Source organism: Pseudonocardia aurantiaca (assembly GCF_039526725.1).
GTDB classification, from domain to species: domain Bacteria; phylum Actinomycetota; class Actinomycetes; order Mycobacteriales; family Pseudonocardiaceae; genus Pseudonocardia; species Pseudonocardia aurantiaca.
Genome location: NZ_BAAAJG010000003.1, coordinates 173226 through 189924 on the forward strand (window position 1 = coordinate 173226; position 16699 = coordinate 189924).

The 16699-nt window shown below is 72.4% G+C and carries 18 protein-coding genes; 5 read left to right on the top strand and 13 right to left on the bottom strand.

Annotated features, from left to right (window positions below):
• The first annotated feature begins 8 nt into the window (after nucleotides 1-8).
• Nucleotides 9-347, top strand: coding sequence for a metallopeptidase family protein (locus ABD143_RS05330; protein WP_343973354.1), 339 nt, complete (start codon nucleotides 9-11; stop codon nucleotides 345-347).
• Between the two features lie 144 nt (nucleotides 348-491).
• On the opposite strand, the gene ABD143_RS05335 is transcribed toward ABD143_RS05330, so the two are convergent.
• The 3 genes from ABD143_RS05335 to ABD143_RS05345 form a co-directional block, all read right to left on the bottom strand.
• Nucleotides 492-1118 (bottom strand): histidine phosphatase family protein, encoded by a 627-nt coding sequence (locus tag ABD143_RS05335; RefSeq protein WP_343972016.1) that lies wholly within the window; start codon nucleotides 1116-1118, stop codon nucleotides 492-494.
• The gene (pheA, locus tag ABD143_RS05340) at nucleotides 1115-2059 is read right to left on the bottom strand and encodes a prephenate dehydratase (RefSeq protein WP_343972019.1); all 945 of its coding nucleotides are present in this window, start codon (nucleotides 2057-2059) and stop codon (nucleotides 1115-1117) included. The genes ABD143_RS05335 and pheA overlap by 4 nt, the downstream gene beginning before the upstream one ends.
• 69 nt (nucleotides 2060-2128) lie before the next feature.
• Complete coding sequence (locus ABD143_RS05345; RefSeq protein WP_343972022.1) at nucleotides 2129-3001, bottom strand: hypothetical protein; 873 nt, start codon at nucleotides 2999-3001, stop codon at nucleotides 2129-2131.
• 166 nt (nucleotides 3002-3167) lie between these two features.
• On the opposite strand from ABD143_RS05345, the gene ABD143_RS05350 reads away from it, so the two are divergent.
• Nucleotides 3168-3878 (top strand): DUF2470 domain-containing protein, encoded by a 711-nt coding sequence (locus tag ABD143_RS05350; protein ID WP_343972025.1) that lies wholly within the window; start codon nucleotides 3168-3170, stop codon nucleotides 3876-3878.
• A gap of 16 nt (nucleotides 3879-3894) precedes the next feature.
• On the opposite strand, the gene ABD143_RS05355 is transcribed toward ABD143_RS05350, so the two are convergent.
• Entirely contained in the window at nucleotides 3895-4215 is a 321-nt protein-coding gene (locus ABD143_RS05355) for a DUF3817 domain-containing protein (protein ID WP_343972028.1), read from the bottom strand.
• Between the two features lie 8 nt (nucleotides 4216-4223).
• Entirely contained in the window at nucleotides 4224-4646 is a 423-nt protein-coding gene (locus ABD143_RS05360) for a hypothetical protein (RefSeq protein ID WP_343972031.1), read from the bottom strand.
• A 100-nt stretch (nucleotides 4647-4746) separates the two neighbouring features.
• On the opposite strand from ABD143_RS05360, the gene ABD143_RS05365 reads away from it, so the two are divergent.
• Nucleotides 4747-5505, top strand: a complete 759-nt coding sequence (locus ABD143_RS05365) for a CPBP family intramembrane glutamic endopeptidase (protein WP_343972034.1) — start codon at nucleotides 4747-4749, stop codon at nucleotides 5503-5505.
• Here the strand turns inward: ABD143_RS05365 and ABD143_RS05370 are convergent.
• Both ABD143_RS05370 and ABD143_RS05375 read right to left on the bottom strand, forming a co-directional pair.
• Nucleotides 5466-6392 carry a pyridoxamine 5'-phosphate oxidase family protein gene (locus tag ABD143_RS05370; protein WP_343972037.1) on the bottom strand — a complete coding sequence of 309 codons (927 nt, stop codon included), beginning with the start codon at nucleotides 6390-6392 and terminating at the stop codon, nucleotides 5466-5468. The two genes, ABD143_RS05365 and ABD143_RS05370, sit on opposite strands and share 40 nt — an antisense overlap.
• 278 nt (nucleotides 6393-6670) lie before the next feature.
• Nucleotides 6671-7621: a DUF5926 family protein gene (locus ABD143_RS05375; RefSeq protein ID WP_343972039.1), complete on the bottom strand. Its 951-nt coding sequence runs from the start codon at nucleotides 7619-7621 to the stop codon at nucleotides 6671-6673.
• Between the two features lie 55 nt (nucleotides 7622-7676).
• On the opposite strand from ABD143_RS05375, the gene ABD143_RS05380 reads away from it, so the two are divergent.
• Nucleotides 7677-8918: a cytochrome P450 gene (locus ABD143_RS05380; protein ID WP_343972041.1), complete on the top strand. Its 1242-nt coding sequence runs from the start codon at nucleotides 7677-7679 to the stop codon at nucleotides 8916-8918.
• Here the strand turns inward: ABD143_RS05380 and ABD143_RS05385 are convergent.
• Together ABD143_RS05385 and ABD143_RS05390 are read right to left on the bottom strand one after the other, a co-directional pair.
• Entirely contained in the window at nucleotides 8827-9804 is a 978-nt protein-coding gene (locus ABD143_RS05385; protein ID WP_343972044.1) for a DUF4328 domain-containing protein, read from the bottom strand. The genes ABD143_RS05380 and ABD143_RS05385 overlap by 92 nt on opposite strands.
• 1 nt (nucleotide 9805) lies before the next feature.
• On the bottom strand, nucleotides 9806-10138 hold the full coding sequence (locus ABD143_RS05390) for a rhodanese-like domain-containing protein (protein ID WP_343972047.1): 333 nt from the start codon (nucleotides 10136-10138) through the stop codon (nucleotides 9806-9808).
• A gap of 167 nt (nucleotides 10139-10305) precedes the next feature.
• Between ABD143_RS05390 and ABD143_RS05395 the strand changes: the two genes are divergently transcribed.
• Nucleotides 10306-10674: a hypothetical protein gene (locus ABD143_RS05395; RefSeq protein WP_343972050.1), complete on the top strand. Its 369-nt coding sequence runs from the start codon at nucleotides 10306-10308 to the stop codon at nucleotides 10672-10674.
• A 221-nt stretch (nucleotides 10675-10895) separates the two neighbouring features.
• On the opposite strand, the gene ABD143_RS05400 is transcribed toward ABD143_RS05395, so the two are convergent.
• The 4 genes from ABD143_RS05400 to ABD143_RS05415 form a co-directional block, all read right to left on the bottom strand.
• Complete coding sequence (locus ABD143_RS05400; RefSeq protein WP_343972053.1) at nucleotides 10896-12542, bottom strand: solute symporter family protein; 1647 nt, start codon at nucleotides 12540-12542, stop codon at nucleotides 10896-10898.
• The gene (locus tag ABD143_RS05405; RefSeq protein WP_343972056.1) at nucleotides 12539-12871 is read right to left on the bottom strand and encodes a DUF485 domain-containing protein; all 333 of its coding nucleotides are present in this window, start codon (nucleotides 12869-12871) and stop codon (nucleotides 12539-12541) included. Before ABD143_RS05405 ends, ABD143_RS05400 begins: the two co-directional genes overlap by 4 nt.
• Before the next feature lie 284 nt (nucleotides 12872-13155).
• Complete coding sequence (locus ABD143_RS05410) at nucleotides 13156-14907, bottom strand: sodium/solute symporter (RefSeq protein ID WP_343972059.1); 1752 nt, start codon at nucleotides 14905-14907, stop codon at nucleotides 13156-13158.
• Nucleotides 14908-14962: 55 nt separating this feature from the next.
• Nucleotides 14963-16693, bottom strand: coding sequence for a sodium/solute symporter (locus ABD143_RS05415; RefSeq protein ID WP_343972063.1), 1731 nt, complete (start codon nucleotides 16691-16693; stop codon nucleotides 14963-14965).
• Nucleotides 16694-16699 lie beyond the last annotated feature (6 nt).

Sequence of the window (16699 nt, forward strand, 5' to 3'; positions counted from 1 at the left end):
CCGTGGACATGACCCGGCGGAGCTTCGAGGGGCTCGTCGCCGACGCGCTCGACACGATCCCGCCCGAGCTGACGGCGGCGATGGACAACGTCGTGGTGCTCGTGGCCGACCGCAACGACGCGGAGCCCGAGCTGCTCGGCCTGTACGAGGGTGTGGCGCTCACCGAGCGCACGTCGAGCTACGGCTGGGTACTGCCGGACCGCATCACGATCTACCAGGACGCGATCCTCGAAATCTGCGAGGACCAGGACCAGGTCGTCCAGGAGGTCGCGATCACCGTCGTCCACGAGGTGGCTCACCACTTCGGCATCGACGAGGAGACGCTGCACGAACTCGGCTGGGGCTGACCCACCACCCCGCCGGCGACCGCGAGTCGGGGTCTGAATGCGCGCGAGTTGCGACGCCCGCCCACTCCATCCGCCCCAACTCGCACGCATTTCTGCGGCGACTCGCGCTCTCGAATCCAGCGACTCGCGGGGTGGGCGGGGGCCTCAGTCGGGGGTGCCGCCTGCTGTCACGTCGCGCGGGACTGCCACGGCCCGGTCCCAGTGCTCCAGCTTCCAGCCGCCGTCTTCGGCGGGCTCGAGGACGACCAGCCCGGTGTTGGGCACGTACCACGTTTCGGCCGTGTCGCCGAGCAGCGCCGCAGCGACCAGCCTGATCGCGGCGCCGTGGCTCACGACCACAACGTCGTCGGTGGTGCCGTCGAGGACCCGCTCGAGGGCGGGGAGGAACCGGGCGCGTACGTCCTCCGCGGACTCGCCGCCGGGGAGCCGGGCCTCGAGGTCGCCTGCCCACCAAGCGTCGTAGACCGCATCGAACGTCTCGCGCGCGGCGGCGTCGGCCCGGCCCTCGAGATCGCCGACGAACACCTCGTGGACGCCCTCGATCACCGTGACCTCGAGGCCGTGGGCGGCGGCAATGGGCGCCGCGGTCTGCTGGGCCCGGGTGGCGAGCGAGGCGTATACCGCCGTGACCTGCTCGGTCGCGAGCCGCTCGCCCACCGCCGCGGCCTGGGCCAACCCGAGCACGTTCAGCGGGGCGCCGGGCGGGCGGGTGTCGAGCGCCCCGCCGACGTTGGAGTCGGTCTGCCCGTGGCGCACCAGAAGCAGCCTCACGCGAGGCTCCCCGCCCGCACACCGGCGAGCCACTCGTCGGCCGCTGCGAAATCCGCGGCGTCGCCGACCCCGACTACCGGGGTGGCGGTCCCGGCGCCGGGCTGCGCCGCCCCGTTGCCGGCCCGCGGATAGGAGCCGAGGAACCGCACGAAGTCGCAGCGGCGGTGCAGTGCGGCGAGCGCCTCCCCCATGGCCGGCTCGGCGGCGTGCCCCGTGCAGTCGAGGTGGAACCAGTACTCCGCGTGCCGGTTCTTGATCGGCCGGGACTCGATGCGCGTCAGGTCGATCCCGCGGACGGCGAGCTCCGTCAGCAGCCCGAGGAGCGCACCGGGCCGGTTCTGTGTGGTGGCGGCGATCGTCGTGCGGTCGTGGCCGGTCGGCGCGGGCAGCGGCCCCGGCGGCGCGACGAGCGCGAAGCGCGTGACCGCACCCGGGTTGTCGGCGATGTCGTCGACGAGCACGTCCAGCCTGTGCTCCTCGCCTGCCAGCGGCGCGGCGACGGCAGCGTCGAACTCACCCCGAGCGACCTGCGCCGCGGCCTCGGCGGTAGAGGTGGAGAGCAGGACGTCGGCATCGGGCAGCCGCTCGGCGAGCCATCCGCGGGTCTGCGCGATGGCGTGCGGGTGCGACGCCACCGTCTTGACGTCGGCGAGTGCGGTGCCGGGCCGGACGAGCACGGCGAACCGGACGGCTACGACCGCCTCCCGCACGATCACCAACGGCGGGTCGGCGACGAGCCCGTCCAGCACCGCGGGCACCGCGCCCTCGACAGAGTTCTCGATCGGGACGCAGCCGGCGTCGACCGAGCCCGTGCGCACGGCGGCCAGCACGGCGGGGGTACCCGCGCAGGGCACCAACTCCGCGCCCGCCGACTCGGGGAGCGACCGCAGCGCCTGCTCGGTGAACGTGGCGCGCGGTCCAAGGAACGCGAGTCGGGGCACGCCCGCGACCATACTGTGGCGCCGGTGAGTCCCCTGATCCCGGTGTTGTCGCGATGGACGAGCCGAGGGCTACGCGAGCAGGCCCAGCCCGGCCAGCTGGGCCGCGGGGACCGGTTCGGGGTCCGCACCGCAGCGGGAGAGCAGCCCGCGCACACCCTTGACGCCCCGTTCGGACAGCTCGCTGATCTCTCCGGCGAGCGCGACGCCGTCCGTGCTCTCCAGGGCTCCGCGGACGTCGCCGTCACCCAGCGCCCGTGCGACGGCGACGAGGAGGTTGAGAATCCCGTGCTGGCCGTCGTCGTCCGAGCGCACGACCTGCTGCAGCCCGAGGGTGGTGAACGCGCGGCCCGTCTCGACCACGACGTGGACGAACTCCTCGACCTCCACCGGCGTCGGCACGTCGGAGGCGCGTGGCCCGCCGCAGCGCAGCTTCGGAGCGCATCCGTGCTCGGCCACCCGGCGCACGGCCTTGAGCCACGCCGCGGTGCTGTCCGGCTCGGACGCGACCGGCCGCCGCGGCTCCACGACCGCGACCACGTCCTCCGGCACGAACTCGGCCACTCGCTCCAGCCACACGGCGTCGACGTCCGGCGGGGCCGCCGTCTCGACGGTGCGCGGGGTGAGCAGGCTCGACCGGGAGAACACGGTGGAGAGCGCCTTGGGGACCGCGCCGAGCCCGGTGTCGACCACGAGCGACACCTCGACCGGCCGGGAGGGCACGGATCGCGCGAGTTCCGCCACCAGTGCCGAGAGCCTCGACACCGGGCACACGAGCTGCCCGACGATTCCGCCGTACCGGCCCTCCCGAGCCGCGAGGTACCGGGCCACGACGGTGTCGACACCCGGTGCCGAGCTCCGCGGCTGGAGAAGGCTCGTGTCGTCGACCAACTGCGCGAACAGCGGTGGGATCGCCCACGGGTCCGCACCTGCCGCCGTCGTCACGGCCCAGACGCTAACGGGTGCGCTGACAGCGCTCCCAGCGGGCTACTGGTTGCACCGTCAGAGACGCTGCCGATAGCTTAGGCTCACCTAACTTACGGAGGTGCTTGTGGGATCTACGCGGACACGGCGACCGCCCACCCCGACCGCCGCGGAACGCGCCCGCAGCATGGCGATGCGCGGGGGCACAGCAGGCCTCGTCGGCACCGGGTTCCCGCAAGCCGCACCGCTCGTCCACCACGTGCGGGCCGACGGCTCGGCCGTGCTCCTCTTCGACGACGCCGAGCCGGTGCTGGACGCCGTCCGGGCCGCGCCCGGCGGCGACTTCGCCGTGATGCTGGAGCTGGCCGACCACGCGCCCGTCGATCTGCGGGAACCGGTGCGCGGGCTGCTGTGGATCACCGGCTGGCTCTGGGTCCCCGACCCCGAGAGCGCCCGCCGCAACGCCCTCCAGGTCGCCGAGGTGCGGCCCGACGGCAACCTGCTCCGCCTGGGCCACGGCGCCACGCTCGTGCGGCTCCACCCGGGATCCGCGGTGCTCTCCGACGCCGAAGGCACCGCCGCGCTCGCACCCGTAGACCTCGCGGCCGCCCGGCCCGACCCTTTCTGCCGCTACGAACAGCCGTGGCTGGCCCATCTCGAACAGGCCCATCCCGAGGTGCTCGCAGCCCTCGCCCGGCATCTCCCGCCCGCCCTTCGCGACACGCGCGGCGCGCAGATCCGCCCGCTCGGCGTCGACCGCTGCGGCATCCGGCTGCGGATCGAGTGCACGGGCGTCGACCACGACGTGCGCATCGCCTGGCCGGGCAGCGCCACGACGGTGGAGGAGCTGCGCGTGCAGATGGGCCTGCTGGTGACCTGCCCCGCGCTGGCCGACTAGCTGGCCTGCTGGCCGACTAGCTACTGACGGGGGTGCGGCCGGCGCGGACGCGGTGCGTGACCCTGCGCTCGGCGATGAACGATGCCACCGGAATCGTGCCCGCGATCAGGATCAGCAGTGCGTCGAGCGGCTTCCAGCGGCAGCGCTCGGCGAGGATCAGGGTGCAGACGATGTAGATCATGTAGAGGAAACCGTGGGTCACCCCCACCACTGAGACGAGCGCCGGCTGCCCGAAGAGGTACTTGAGCGGCATCGCCACCAGCACGAGCACGAGCAGCCCGACCCCGGTGACCCACGCGGCGACGCGGTAGTTGCGCAGAGCGGTCTCGATCGACAAGGCATACCTCAGTTGTCGGGGTGGCGGGCGGCCAGCTCGGCCAGCATCCGGTTGTAAGCGGCGAGCTCGGGGTCGTCCTCCTCGCTGACCGCGGGCACCGACCGCGGCCGCGGCCCGAACGGCGACGGCGCGTCAGGGGCGGTGGCGGCCCTCGGCTCGGCGGTGCGGACGGCGGGCTGCTCGGCCTCGGTGCCGGGGGCGGCGTCCGCGGCCAGCTTCGCGGCCTCCATCCGGAGCATCCGCCACCACATCACGCCGAAGAACACCGCGAACACCGGCCACTGCAGGCCGTACCCGACATTGAGCGCGCTGCCCATCGCCGATCCGGCGCGCTGCCACTGCCAAGCCGCGAGCCAGCCGCACGTGGCCATCGCGCCGAGGGTGAGCACGTGCCACATGATCCATCGTGGGGAGAGGACCAGCTGTCGCACGCGGCAAGACTACCCGCGCCTGCCGGCCGGTAGCGTCGGCGATCGTGTCCCGCTCGAACACCGTCCGACCTGGCTCGCCCCGCCGCCGCGGGGCACTGCAGTGATCACCGACCCGCGCACGCGCCGGCTCGTCGGTACCGAGGTCCTGGTCGTCCTGACCGTCACGCTCGGTCTCTCGGCCCTACGCAGCGGACTCAGCCTGATCGACGCCGTGATGCAGCCCGTGCCGCTGAACGAGCAGCAGGTGGCGCTCAACGCCCCCGCGGCCCAGGCCGATCTCGTCGACCTAGCGCTGCAGCTCACCCGCGTGCTGCAGCTCGTCGGGTGGGGCGCGCTCGGCGCCTACCTGCTCCTGCGCGCGGGGCTCGCCCTGAGTGCCATCGGCCTCGACCGCAGGCAGCCCGGCCGGGACGCGCTGGGGGCGGCCGGGCTCGCCGCGCTGATCGGCGTGCCCGGCCTCGGCCTCTACCTCGTGGCACAGGCGATCGGCGTCAGCGTGACGATCGCTCCGACGACCCTGACCGACACCTGGTGGCGGGTGCCCGTGCTCGTCGCCGCCGCGGCCGCGAACGCATGGGCCGAGGAGGTGGTGATGGTGGGCTACCTGCTCACCCGCCTCCGCCAGCTCGGCTGGTCGGAGAACCGTGCCCTCGTGGCCCAGGCCCTGCTCCGCGGCAGCTATCACCTCTACCAGGGGCTCGGCGGGTTCTTCGGAAACCTCGTGATGGGCCTGGTGTTCGGGCGCGTCTGGCAGCGCACGAACCGGCTGTGGATGCTCGTTGGCGCCCACACGCTGATCGATGTGGTGGCGTTCCTCGGCTACGCGGCGCTCTCCGGACGGGTGGGCTGGCTTCCCTGATCCGGGGCCGCCAACGCCTTGAACTCGGCCCACGCGATGCGCGGACGGGGGAGGTCGCGGCGGGCGAGGTAGCGCGCGGCCGTCCGGCGCAGGGTCATGATCCCGCGCATCAGGGCCAGCGGAGAGCTGTCCTCTCCGCCGATCGAGCGCGTGGGCTCGAACGTCCACGCCCCGTCCGCACCGCGCAGGTCACCGAGGAGCACCGTGCGGCGGAGGTTCCACAGCCGCTCGTCGTGCGAGTGGGCGAGCAGGCTCGCCGGGCCCGGCCGCACCTGGGCGCCGTCCGGCACCCCGACGGTGACGGCTTCGTCTGTGGCCGCGCCGAGGCCGACCCGCAGGAGCGTCGGCATGCCGTCGGCGTCGAGAGTGCCGAGCACCGCACTGGCGAAGCCGGCCAGTGGGCCCGCCGTGCTCGCGGCACCGGCCCGCAGCGGCGGGCGTGTGCTGATCGCCGTGGGCGTCGTGGTGATGTGCAGCCGCATGTAGTACCAGTCCATGAGCTGCCGGGACACGACGTTAGCGCTGTAGGCCCGGCTGGCGGGCTGGCGCTCGTACAGGCGTCGCCATAGCTCCTCCGCACCTGCCGGACCCGCCAGGATCTCGTCGGGGCAACTCGCCGTGCCCTGTACCAGCAGCTCGGGCGCCCCGTCGAGACCGCTCGCCGTCGGGTCCGAGAAGAGGAGCGCGACGCGCGGGTCGCGGCGGACGTTGAACGCCTTCTGCGGCAGCGCGATCGAGGTCGTGACGAGGAACGTGCCGTCAGGCTGTCGCAGCGGACTGAGTGGCCATGCGATCGGCACGCCCGCGCGGCTCATCGTGGCGAACTCGCAGGTGCGGTACCGCTCGACGACGGCGAGCTGGTCGGGATCGAGCGTCGGTACGTTCATCGTTGTGCTCCTCGGATCAGAGATCGGGCGGGCAGCATCTGCGATGACGATCTTGCCGGGCACTGGACGATGCGCACCAAGCCGGCGTCCAGCGATCGTCAAGCGGTCTGGCCACCGTCGTCACGACGGCCGGGAGCACCCGGCCACCGACGCCCGGAGCCCGGAGCCCGGAGCCCGGAGCCCGGAGCCGCGCACCATGCCCCACCGGCCAACTGCTCCTCCCCGGACAAGCAGCCGCCCCCGACGCGGCACGCTACCGGCCCAGCGTCCGTTGTGGACTACCTCAGCGTGACCTGCTTGCCTGCGAGGGCATCGCGGGCCCGCCGCTCGGCGTCGGTGAGCTGCGCCGTCTCGGCCAGCGCGGCGTCGAGCCGGGCGGCGAACGCGGCGACCGGCTCGCTCCACTCCTTGGCGTGCAGCTCGCGGTCGAGGTCCCACACCGGCACGAGCAGCCCGTGTGCGCGGAACGAACCCGCGTAGCGGGCATCGTCGCTGAGCCCGAGCTCGCCGCGGGCCTGCAGCCGGGCCAGCGCCGCGAGCAGCTCCTCCTCCGGCTCCGGCCGCACCCAGCGCAGGTGCGCCTTCGAACCCGTGTCCACCCAGTACGCGGCTCGCACCCCGGCCGCAGACACCGGCTCCGTCGGCAGGATCACGGCGTTCGCGCGCTCGAGCGACGCGGCAACGTCGGGCGCGGGCTCCGAGCCGTCCTCGGCCGGCGGGATCCACCAGCCGAAGTCCGGGTGCAGTGTCAGGTCCAACGTGGCGGCCGGGTCGAGCACGTCCTGGAGCCTGACGAGGTCGCCGCCGACACCGGGCCCGACGACGGGCAACGCCGTGCCCGGCACGGCCTCCTGCGCCCAGCGAAGGGCGCGGGCGAGGTCGGCGGACAGGTCGCCGGAGCGCGTCTGCACCTGCATGCCGAGCAGGATCGACCCATCGGGCCGCACGAGGGCGGCCGCGGCGCCGGGCAGCACCGTCGCGAGCGTGACGGCGACGCCGGACGGCTCGCGCAGCGGCAGCGGCGCTGTGGCCGACGGCAGGAACTCGCGCATCGCCACAAGGTCGCACTCGGCGACGAGCCCCTCGAACGGCCGGATGACGATGACGTCGTCGCCCGCACCGTGGCAGGCCTTGTACCGCTTGCCCGAGCCGCAGGGACAGGGGCGGCGGGGGTTCTCACCCGCCGGCGCCGCCGCTCGGCCGCTTCTGTCGCGTGTCTTCTTGGCCATGGTCCGACAAACGGTATCGGGTGCGGCGGGGAGACTATGGAGCAGGCACTACTCGATGTTGGGAGGCGCCCTGACCCCGTTCGACCCGCGCGACCCGGAGTTCCTGGCCGACCCCTACCCCACCTTCGCCGCGTTGCGGGCCCTCGGCGCGGTGCACTCCCACGACCTCCTCGACATGCCCGTCGCCGTCTCGCACGCCGCCTGCTCCGAGGTGCTGCGCGGTCGCGACCTCGGCCGGATCTGGGCCGACGCCGAGCCGGCGGCCGACTTCCCGGCGTTCAACCTGCTGCACCGCAACTCCCTGCTCGAACGGGAGGGTCCGACGCACGCCCGGCTGCGGGCGCTCGTGGCAGGCGCGTTCAACCGCGGCCACACCGCGCGCCTCGAGCCATGGGTGCGCCAGCTGGCCGACCGGCTCGTCGACGACCTGGTCGATCAGGTCCACGCGGACGGCGGCGCCGACCTGATCGCCGGCGTGGCCGCGTGGCTGCCTGTCGAGGTGATCGCGGAGCTGCTCGGGATGCCGGAGTCGGAGCGCTCGGCGCTGCGCGGCTGGTCCAACACGATCGTGACGATGTACGAGCCCGATCCCGGCCGGGTGCGGCGCGCGGCGGCCGAGCAGGCGGCGGCCGAGTTCGTCGAGGCACTGCGCGGGCTCGCGGCACACCGGGAGCGACACCCGGGCAGCGATCTCGTGACCGACCTCCTGGCCGCCGACCTCGGCCGGGACGAGCTGGTGGGCACCGCCGCGCTGCTGTTCATGGCCGGGCACGAGGCCACCGTCAACGTGATCGGCAACGGCGTTCTCGCGCTCTTACGCCATCCCGACCAATGGGAGCGGCTGCGGGCCGACCCCGGGCTCGACGCGACGGCCGTCGAGGAGCTGATCCGGTACGACCCGCCGCTGCAGCTCTTCGAACGAACGGCCGTGGTGGACACGGTGGTGGCCGGCCAGACGGTACCGGCAGGCTCGAAGATCGCGGCCTTGCTCGGCGCCGCGGCCCGAGACTCCCAGGTGTTCGACTGCCCCGACGAGCTGGACGTCGGCAGGTCGCCGAACCCGCACCTCGGCTTCGGCGCGGGTGTGCACTACTGCCTGGGCGCCCCGCTCGCCCGCCTCGAGGTGGCCGCCACCGTGGACGCGCTGCGCCGCAAGCTGCCCGGGATGCAGCTGGCGGCCGAGCCACCGCGCCGCCCCGACTTCGTCATGCGGGGGCTGCGGGAGCTGTGGTTGACGGACCGACCCGCACCAGCACCTCGCGCCTGCGGGGGGCCGACGGCGCCAGCAGCCGGGTGAGCAGCAGGACCACCCGCGCGGTGACCGCTGCGGTGACCGCGGCGAGCAGGTCGAGCACGGCGTGCAGCACCACCCCGTCGGCGCGGGCCTGCACTCCGGTGCGCAGGGACCACAACAGCACCACGACCGACAGCACCACCCCGCCCGCCCACAGCACCCACCACGCCAACAGCAGGCGGGACGGGCGCGGCCGCAGGCCGGGCGGCAGTCCGAGCGCGCTGTGCTCGATCTCGGCGAACACCGACCCGGGGACGGACAGGTTCAGCCCCGGCACGAGCCAGCCGGCCACGATCGCGCGCCTCGACCGGGCGGGGCGAACATCCGCCCGGTCCGCCGCAGCCTGGGCGGCCCGCACCGTCCAGAGGACGAGCAGCGCGCCGGACACCGCGGTGAGGACCGGCGCCACCGTGCCCGCCGACGCGACCAGCGCATCCGACGCGGCCACGGCCCCGGCCGACAACGCGCCGTCGCGGCTGGCCAGCAGCAGCACGTAACGCCACACCTCGGCACCCGCCGCTAGCAGCGCCACGGCCGATGTGGCCCACAGCAGCGGCACCAGCGTGCCGATCAGCGACCGGGCCGTCTGCAGCGGCCCTGGCGGCGCCGGCGCCTCGGAGCGGGCGGGGTCTTTCCACGCACCCAGCGGGAATCCCCAACGTGGCAGTACGCGGTAGCGCGGCGGCCCCGTGTACCTGACGTGGAGCCGGGCCGTGGCCGGCTCGCTCCCCGGTGTGCCGGGCGGCGGCTCGGCCACCCATCGCAGCGCGGCTAGGTAACGCCCGCAGTACGGGCAGAACGGCCCGCCGCCCACGGGAGCGCGGCGGGCACAGCGCGGGCACGGCGGCCCGGCCTGGGCCGCCAACGTCTCGGAGACCGGCGGGTGCACGCTAAATGATCTGCGGCGCGCTGCCGCCCTCGGCGACGACGTCGCGGCCCTGCGCGGCCCACAACTGCATGCCGCCCTCGACGTTGACGGCCGGGTAGCCCTGGCCCGCAAGGAAGGCCACCACCCGCGCGGAGCGCCCGCCGGAGCGGCACACGACGTAGAGCGGCTCGGCGTCGGGAAGCTCGGCGATCCGGCCGGTGAGCTCGGACATCGGCAGGTGCTGCGCGTTGGGAGCGTGACCCGCGGCCCACTCGTCGGACTCGCGGACGTCGAGAAGCGCGGCGTCGGCGGGGAGATCCGCCACCGAGACCGCCGGTACGGCTGGACCAGTCATACCTGAATCCTGCCACGGGGTGGCGTGACGAGCCGGTGAGCAGCGCGTCACGCGGTCGAGAGGATCCGCCGAGCGGAGTTTCAAGCGGCTGAAGGGGCCGACAAGGAACGCCTCCTCGCGGTGCACCCACCGGGCAGGGTAGATCTCCTCCGTTACGGTGAGTCCTCGTGGAGTACCGGGGCGGGGTCACCGCGGATTGGGCTGCTGCCGTCCTGCGCGGTGTCCACCGCCGGTCCCTCGACCTGCCGCCCCCGTCGATCGACGAGACGTGGCTCGACGCCGAGCTGGTGCTCTACGTCCGCTACCGGCTCGGCCGCAAGAAGCTCGCCGGGCGGTTCCGGCTGGACGTCGACCCTGAGTCCGGTGGGCCGCCGGTCGATTCCGACGGCCTCGCCGCGAGCCTTTTCCATGGCCTGGGCACCGCGCACACCGACGGGTTCGTCGACCGGGACGGCTACCGGTGGTGGGGCGACGAGCCGCCGGGCGCGAACTGGGCCGGGGCCCTGTTCGGCGTCCGGATCATGACGATCTCCTGAGACGCCGACCGGGGCGGGTCCATGGAGGACCCGCCCCGTTTCGGGGAACCGTCGCTTCTAGGGCGTGTCCGGTGGATCTTGTTCGATGAGAGCCGTGATGCAGGTGGTTCCTGGCGGCGCCGCCGGATCGCCCTCATACCGGGCGTATCCGGGCGATCCGGCGGTGTCGACAGGGGCCGCCTGGGCGCGGCTATCGCGGACGAAGATCCGCCGGACACGCCCTAGTGTGCGGTCGCCTTCTCGGAACCTGCGCCCGTGATCGCCCGGACCTCCATCTCGGCGAACTTGCCCTCCTCGGCGGGGCGCCGCCCGCCGATGTAGGTGCCGATGATGCCCAGGAGGAACGACGCCGGGATCGACACGAGGCCCGGGTTGTCCAGCGGGAACCAGTGGAAGTCCACGCCCTGGATCATCGAGGCGCTGCGACCGGTGGCCGGGGAGATCGGCTTCCCGGACACCGCAGGCGAGAAGATGATCAGCGCGATGCAGATCCCCAGCCCGCCGTAGATGCTGAACAGCGCGCCCGTGGTGTTGAACTTCTTCCAGAACAGCGAGTACAGGATCGTCGGCAGGTTCGCCGACGCCGCCACGGCGAACGCGAGCGCCACGAGGAACGCGATGTTCTGCCCGTTGGCGATGATCCCGCCCGCGATCGCCACCACGCCGATGACGAGCGCGGTGGTCCTGGCCACCCGCACCTCGGAGTCCGGCGTGGCCTGACCGTGCTTGATCACATTGGCGTAGACGTCGTGCGCGAAGGACGCCGACGCCGTGATCGTCAGGCCCGCGACGACCGCGAGGATCGTCGCGAACGCCACCGCGGAGATGATGCCGAGCAGAAGCTCCCCGCCGAGCTGGTAGGCCAGCAGCGGCGCTGCGCTGTTCTGCGTGGCCGAGGTGATCGTGCCCTCCGGCAGCAGGGCCGCCGCGCCATACCCGAGCACCAGCGTGAACAGATAGAACAGCCCGATCAGCCAGATCGCCCACACCACGGAGCGACGGGCCTCCTTGGCCGAGGGCACCGTGTAGAAGCGCATCAGGATGTGCGGCAGCCCCGCCGTGCCGAGCACCAGCGCCAGGCCCAGCGACACGAAGTCGATCGGATTCGTGTACTGCAGGCCGGGGGCGAGCACGGCTTCGCCGCGCGGGCTGTTCTCCGCTGCGCTCCCGAGCAGCGCCGAGAGGTCGAAGCCGAAGGCCCCGAGCACCCACGCCGTCATCACCGCGGCGCCGATGATCAGCAGCACCGCCTTGATGATCTGGACGTACGTGGTGCCCTTCATCCCGCCCACGAGGACGTAGACGATCATCAAGATGCCGACCACCGCGATCACGACGCCCTGGCCGAGCTGGTTGCTGGTGGGGATCTGCAGCAGCAGCGCGATCAGGCCGCCTGCGCCCGCCATCTGGGCGAGCAGGTAGAAGAACGAGACGACCAGCGTGGACGTGGCCGCGGCGGCGCGGACCGGCCGCTGCCGCATGCGGAACGCGAGGACGTCGCCCATCGTGAACTTGCCGGTGTTCCGCAGGAACTCCGCGACGAGGAGCAGCGCGACGAGCCACGCCACCAGGAAGCCGATGGAGTAGAGGAAGCCGTCGTAGCCGTTGAGCGCGATGGCGCCCGCGATGCCGAGGAACGACGCCGCGGACAGGTAGTCACCCGCGATCGCCACGCCGTTCTGCGGACCAGTGAACGCCCGGCCTGCCGCGTAGTAGTCGGACGCGGTCTTGTTGGTGCGGCTGGCCCGGTAGACGAAGAAGAGCGTGACGGCGACGAACACCAGGAAGATCGCGATGTTCAGCCCGACGCTGCCGACCGCCGTGGCGGCAGGTGGGGTAGGGGCCTGCGCGACGACGACCGGAATCATTCTGCCCCCTCGATCCGCTCCCGCAGCTTCTCCGCGGCAGGGTCGATGTGCTTGTTCGCGAACCGCACATACACCGTGGTGATCACGAAGGTGGTGACGAACTGCAGCAGGCCGATGATGAGACCGACGTTGATGTTGCCGAAGACCTTGATCGCCATGAAGCCGGGGGCGTAGGAGGCCAGGAGCACGTAGGCCAGGTACCAGACGAGGAAGGCGGCGCTCATCGGGAAGATGAAGCGCCGCAGGCGCGATCGCAGCTCGTTGAATTCCGGGCTCGCCTGCACTTGCTCGTAGACGGTCGCTGTAGATCGCTCGCCCGTGGAACTCACGGCGTCATCTCCCGTTCTCTCCGTACGCGCATCGGATCGTCGCCGCGCCTCCCGGGGCACAACGCCGCGAACGATAGTTCAGCTCTGGCCTGGCGCCGTAATACTCCGGAGGAGTGAACGCGAGCGTTGCGCAACGTAGGCGACAAGGCCCGGATCAGTGGTCGACTTGCCGCGACGAGTGGTCGATAGACGGCCCACGAACGGTCCATCGGATTCCTGTCGAGCGCAGCGTGATCCCGCCGTCACCCGATCGTTAGCGGCCTGGTACGCGCGTCCACAAGCGCTCAGCGGGCCGGCCGCTGCACCCGCTCGTCGAGCCGGTCTCGGCTCAGCCCGAGGCGCTCGGGGGCGTGCAGCCGCAGCAGCACCTGGGCCGCGTCGGCCGGGCGCTTGCTCGCCGTGAGCCTGCTGACCACGATCATCGCCACGAATGCAGCGGGCACGGTGACGATCGCCGGGCGGTAGAGCAGGACACCCATCCAGCCGGAGCCGCCGAGACCGGCGAGGCTCACCGCCACGGCCCCCGCCGACGCCACGCCGCCGACGAGCACCCCGACCAGCGCGCCGGGGGCGGTGAGCCCACGCCACCAGATGCCCAGCATGAGCAACGGGCAGAACGTGGATGCCGCAACCGCGAACACGAGCGCGACGGCCTCGGAGAAGTCCAGCCGCGTGACGGCGATGGAGAGCCCGAGCGGCACGAGTCCGGAGATCACCGTGGCGACCCGGAAGTCCCGGACGCGGCTGCTGCGCATCAGGTCGGTGGACAGCACACCCGCGATGCTCACCACAAGGCCGGACGACGTGGACAGGAAGGCCGCCCACGCACCCGCGGCCACCAGGCCGCCCAGCAGCGCCCCGGCCCATCCGCTGCCCAGGATGGCGCCAGGCAGCAGAAGCACGGCAGCGTCGGTGTCGCCGTTCACGAGCAGTTGTGGCGTGTAGAGCCGGGAGAGTGCGCCGAGCAGCGTGACCACCACGTAGAACCCGCCGAGCATCGCCAGCACGATCACCGCCGTACGGCGGGCGGCGCGGCCGTCCGGGTTGGTGTAGAAGCGCACCAGCACGTGCGGGAGCCCCATGGTGCCCAGGAACAGGGCGATGATCAGCGAGTAGGTGGCGAGGAGCCCGTGCTCACGGCCGGTGGGGTACGGCATGAGCCAGCTGGCGTCCGACGGCGGGGAGCCCGCCACGACAGGCACCGCCGAACCGCCGGGGAACACCAGCTCGCTGCCCGCGCGGACGGTGTGTGTGCCGGCAGGCCAGCGCAGCGACTTCCCGTCCAACCGCACGCCGTCGACGTCGCCTGTTGCCGTCAGCGTGACGGGAATCCGCACGTCGAGCAGCACGTCGGCCCGGACGTCCACGGCGGTCTGCTCGGGGAACTGCGGCGGAGCCTCCCGGTCGAACGTCCGCTCGTCGCTGAGGAAGAAGATCAGCGCGATCACCGCGGGCAGGGCCAGGGCCGTGAGCTTCAGCCAGTATTGGAAGGCCTGCACGAACGTGATCGAGCGCATCCCGCCCAGCATCACGGTGAGGACGACGACGACCGCGGCCCCCACCACACCTATCCACGAGGGCAGGCCGGTGACCGTGGTGACCGTGAGCCCGGCGCCCTGGAGCTGCGGCAGCAGGTACAGCCACCCGATGATGACGACGAAGACCGTGCACACCTTGCGCAGTGCCGGGGAGCGCAGCCGCGCCTCGGCGAAGTCCGGCACCGTGTATGCGCCCGAGCGGCGGAGCGGGGCCGAAACGAACAGCACGAGCGCGAGGTAGCCCGCGGTGAAGCCGACCGGGTACCAGAGCGCGTCAACGCCGTCACGAAGGATCAGCCCGGCGATGCCGAGGAAGGACGCCGCCGACAGGTACTCCCCGGAGATCGCCCCTGCGTTGGCGCTGGGGCCGACGGTGCGGGATGCCACGAAGAAGTCTGACGTGCTGCGGGCGAAGCGCACGCCGAGCGCGCCGATGACGGCTGACGCCAGCGCCACGAGACCCATGGCCACAAGCGCGATGAGGCTCGCCGTCGTCACCTGGTCACTATCGCAGGGGAGCCCGTCTTATTACCACACCAGTGATCTTGTCATCTCAGGTGGGTCGGCCGCGACGATCACTGGACAGACCGAGGCGCTCGGGCGCATGCAGCAGCAGGAGCGCCTTGTCGACGTCCGCGGGGATCTCAGAGCGGGTGAGCCGGCTCACCACGACCATCGTGAGGAACGCGGCAGGCACCGTCACGACCGACGGCCGGTAGAGCAGCATCCCCAGCCATCCCGGCGGCACCGCGCCGAACAGCGAGAGCCCGACGGCGACACCCGACAAGCCACCGCCCACCAGCACACCCGCGATCGCCCCCTTCGCCGTCAGCCCGCGCCACCAGATGCCGAGCACGAGCAGCGGGCAGAAGGTGGACGCTGCCACCGCGAACACGAGCGGGACCGTCAGCGCGAAGTCCAGTCTCGTGACGGCGAGCGCGAGCGCGAGCGGCGGCAGGGTGGCGATGACCGCGGCCAGCCGGAAGTCGTGGAACCGCCCCTTGAACACGTCGGTGAAGAGCACACCCGCGAGGCTCACCACGAGCCCCGAGGACGTCGAGAGGAACGCGGCGGCAGCTCCGGCCGCAGCCAGCCCGCCGAGCAGCCAGCCCGCCCAGCCCTGGCCCAGCGCACCCGTGGGCACCAGCAGCACCGCGGCGTCGGTGTTGCCACTCACGAGCAGCTGCGGGGTGTAGAGCCGGGAGAGCATCCCGACCAGCGTCACGAGCATGTAGAAGGAGCCGATCATCGCGAGCACCACCACGGTGGTGCGCCGCGCGGCCCGTCCGTCCGCGTTGGTGTAGAAGCGCACCAGCACGTGCGGGAGGCCCATGGTGCCGAGGAACCCGGCGACGAGGATCGAGTAGATCTCCAGCAGCTGGTTCGACGCTTCCCCGCTCATCGGCTCCAACCACTCGCGGTCGGTGGCCGGAGTGCCTGCGACGGTCGGCACCGGCGAACCCGCCGCGAAGGACAGGGTGGATCCGGACGTCACCTCGTACCGGCCCGGCCGCCACGCCACCTCGCCGTGCACCGGGCGGTCGTCGACCTCGCCGTCCACCACCACGCGTACCTGCTCCGAGACCTCGAGGACGACGTCCGTGCGGATCTGGACGACCGTGGCCTCGGGGAACTGCGGGGGCGCCTCCCGGTCGAACGACCGGGCGTCGGACAGAAAGAGCCCCAGCACGACCGTCACGAGCACGGCGACGGCGGTGAGCTTCAGCCAGTACTGGAACGCCTGCACGAAGGTGATGGAACGCATCCCGCCGCCGATCACCGTGAGGAGCACGATCACGCCCACGGCGGCGATGCCGCTCCAGGCCGGCAGCGTGGTGAGCGTCGTGAGGGCGAGCCCGGCGCCCTGTAGCTGCGGGAGCAGGTACAGCCACCCGATCACCAGCACGAACACCGTGCATATCCGGCGCAGCACCGTGGAGTCGAGGCGCACCTCCGCGAAGTCCGGCACCGTGTAGGCCCCGGAGCGCCGCAGCGGGGCCGCTACGAAGAGCACGAGCGCCAGGTAGCCCGCCACGAACGCGATCGGGTACCAGAGCGCGTCGGCCCCCTCCCGCAGGATCAGGCCCGCGATCCCCAGGAAGGACGCAGCCGAGAGGTACTCACCGGAGATCGCGCTGGCGTTGGAGACGGGCCCGACGGTGCGGGACGCCACGAGGAAGTCCGAGGTGCTGCGGGCGACGCGCACGCCGTAGGACCCGATCGCGGCCGAGGCCAATCCGACGAGCGCGATCGCGACGAGCGCGATGAGCGCCGGGGTGGTCACTGACGA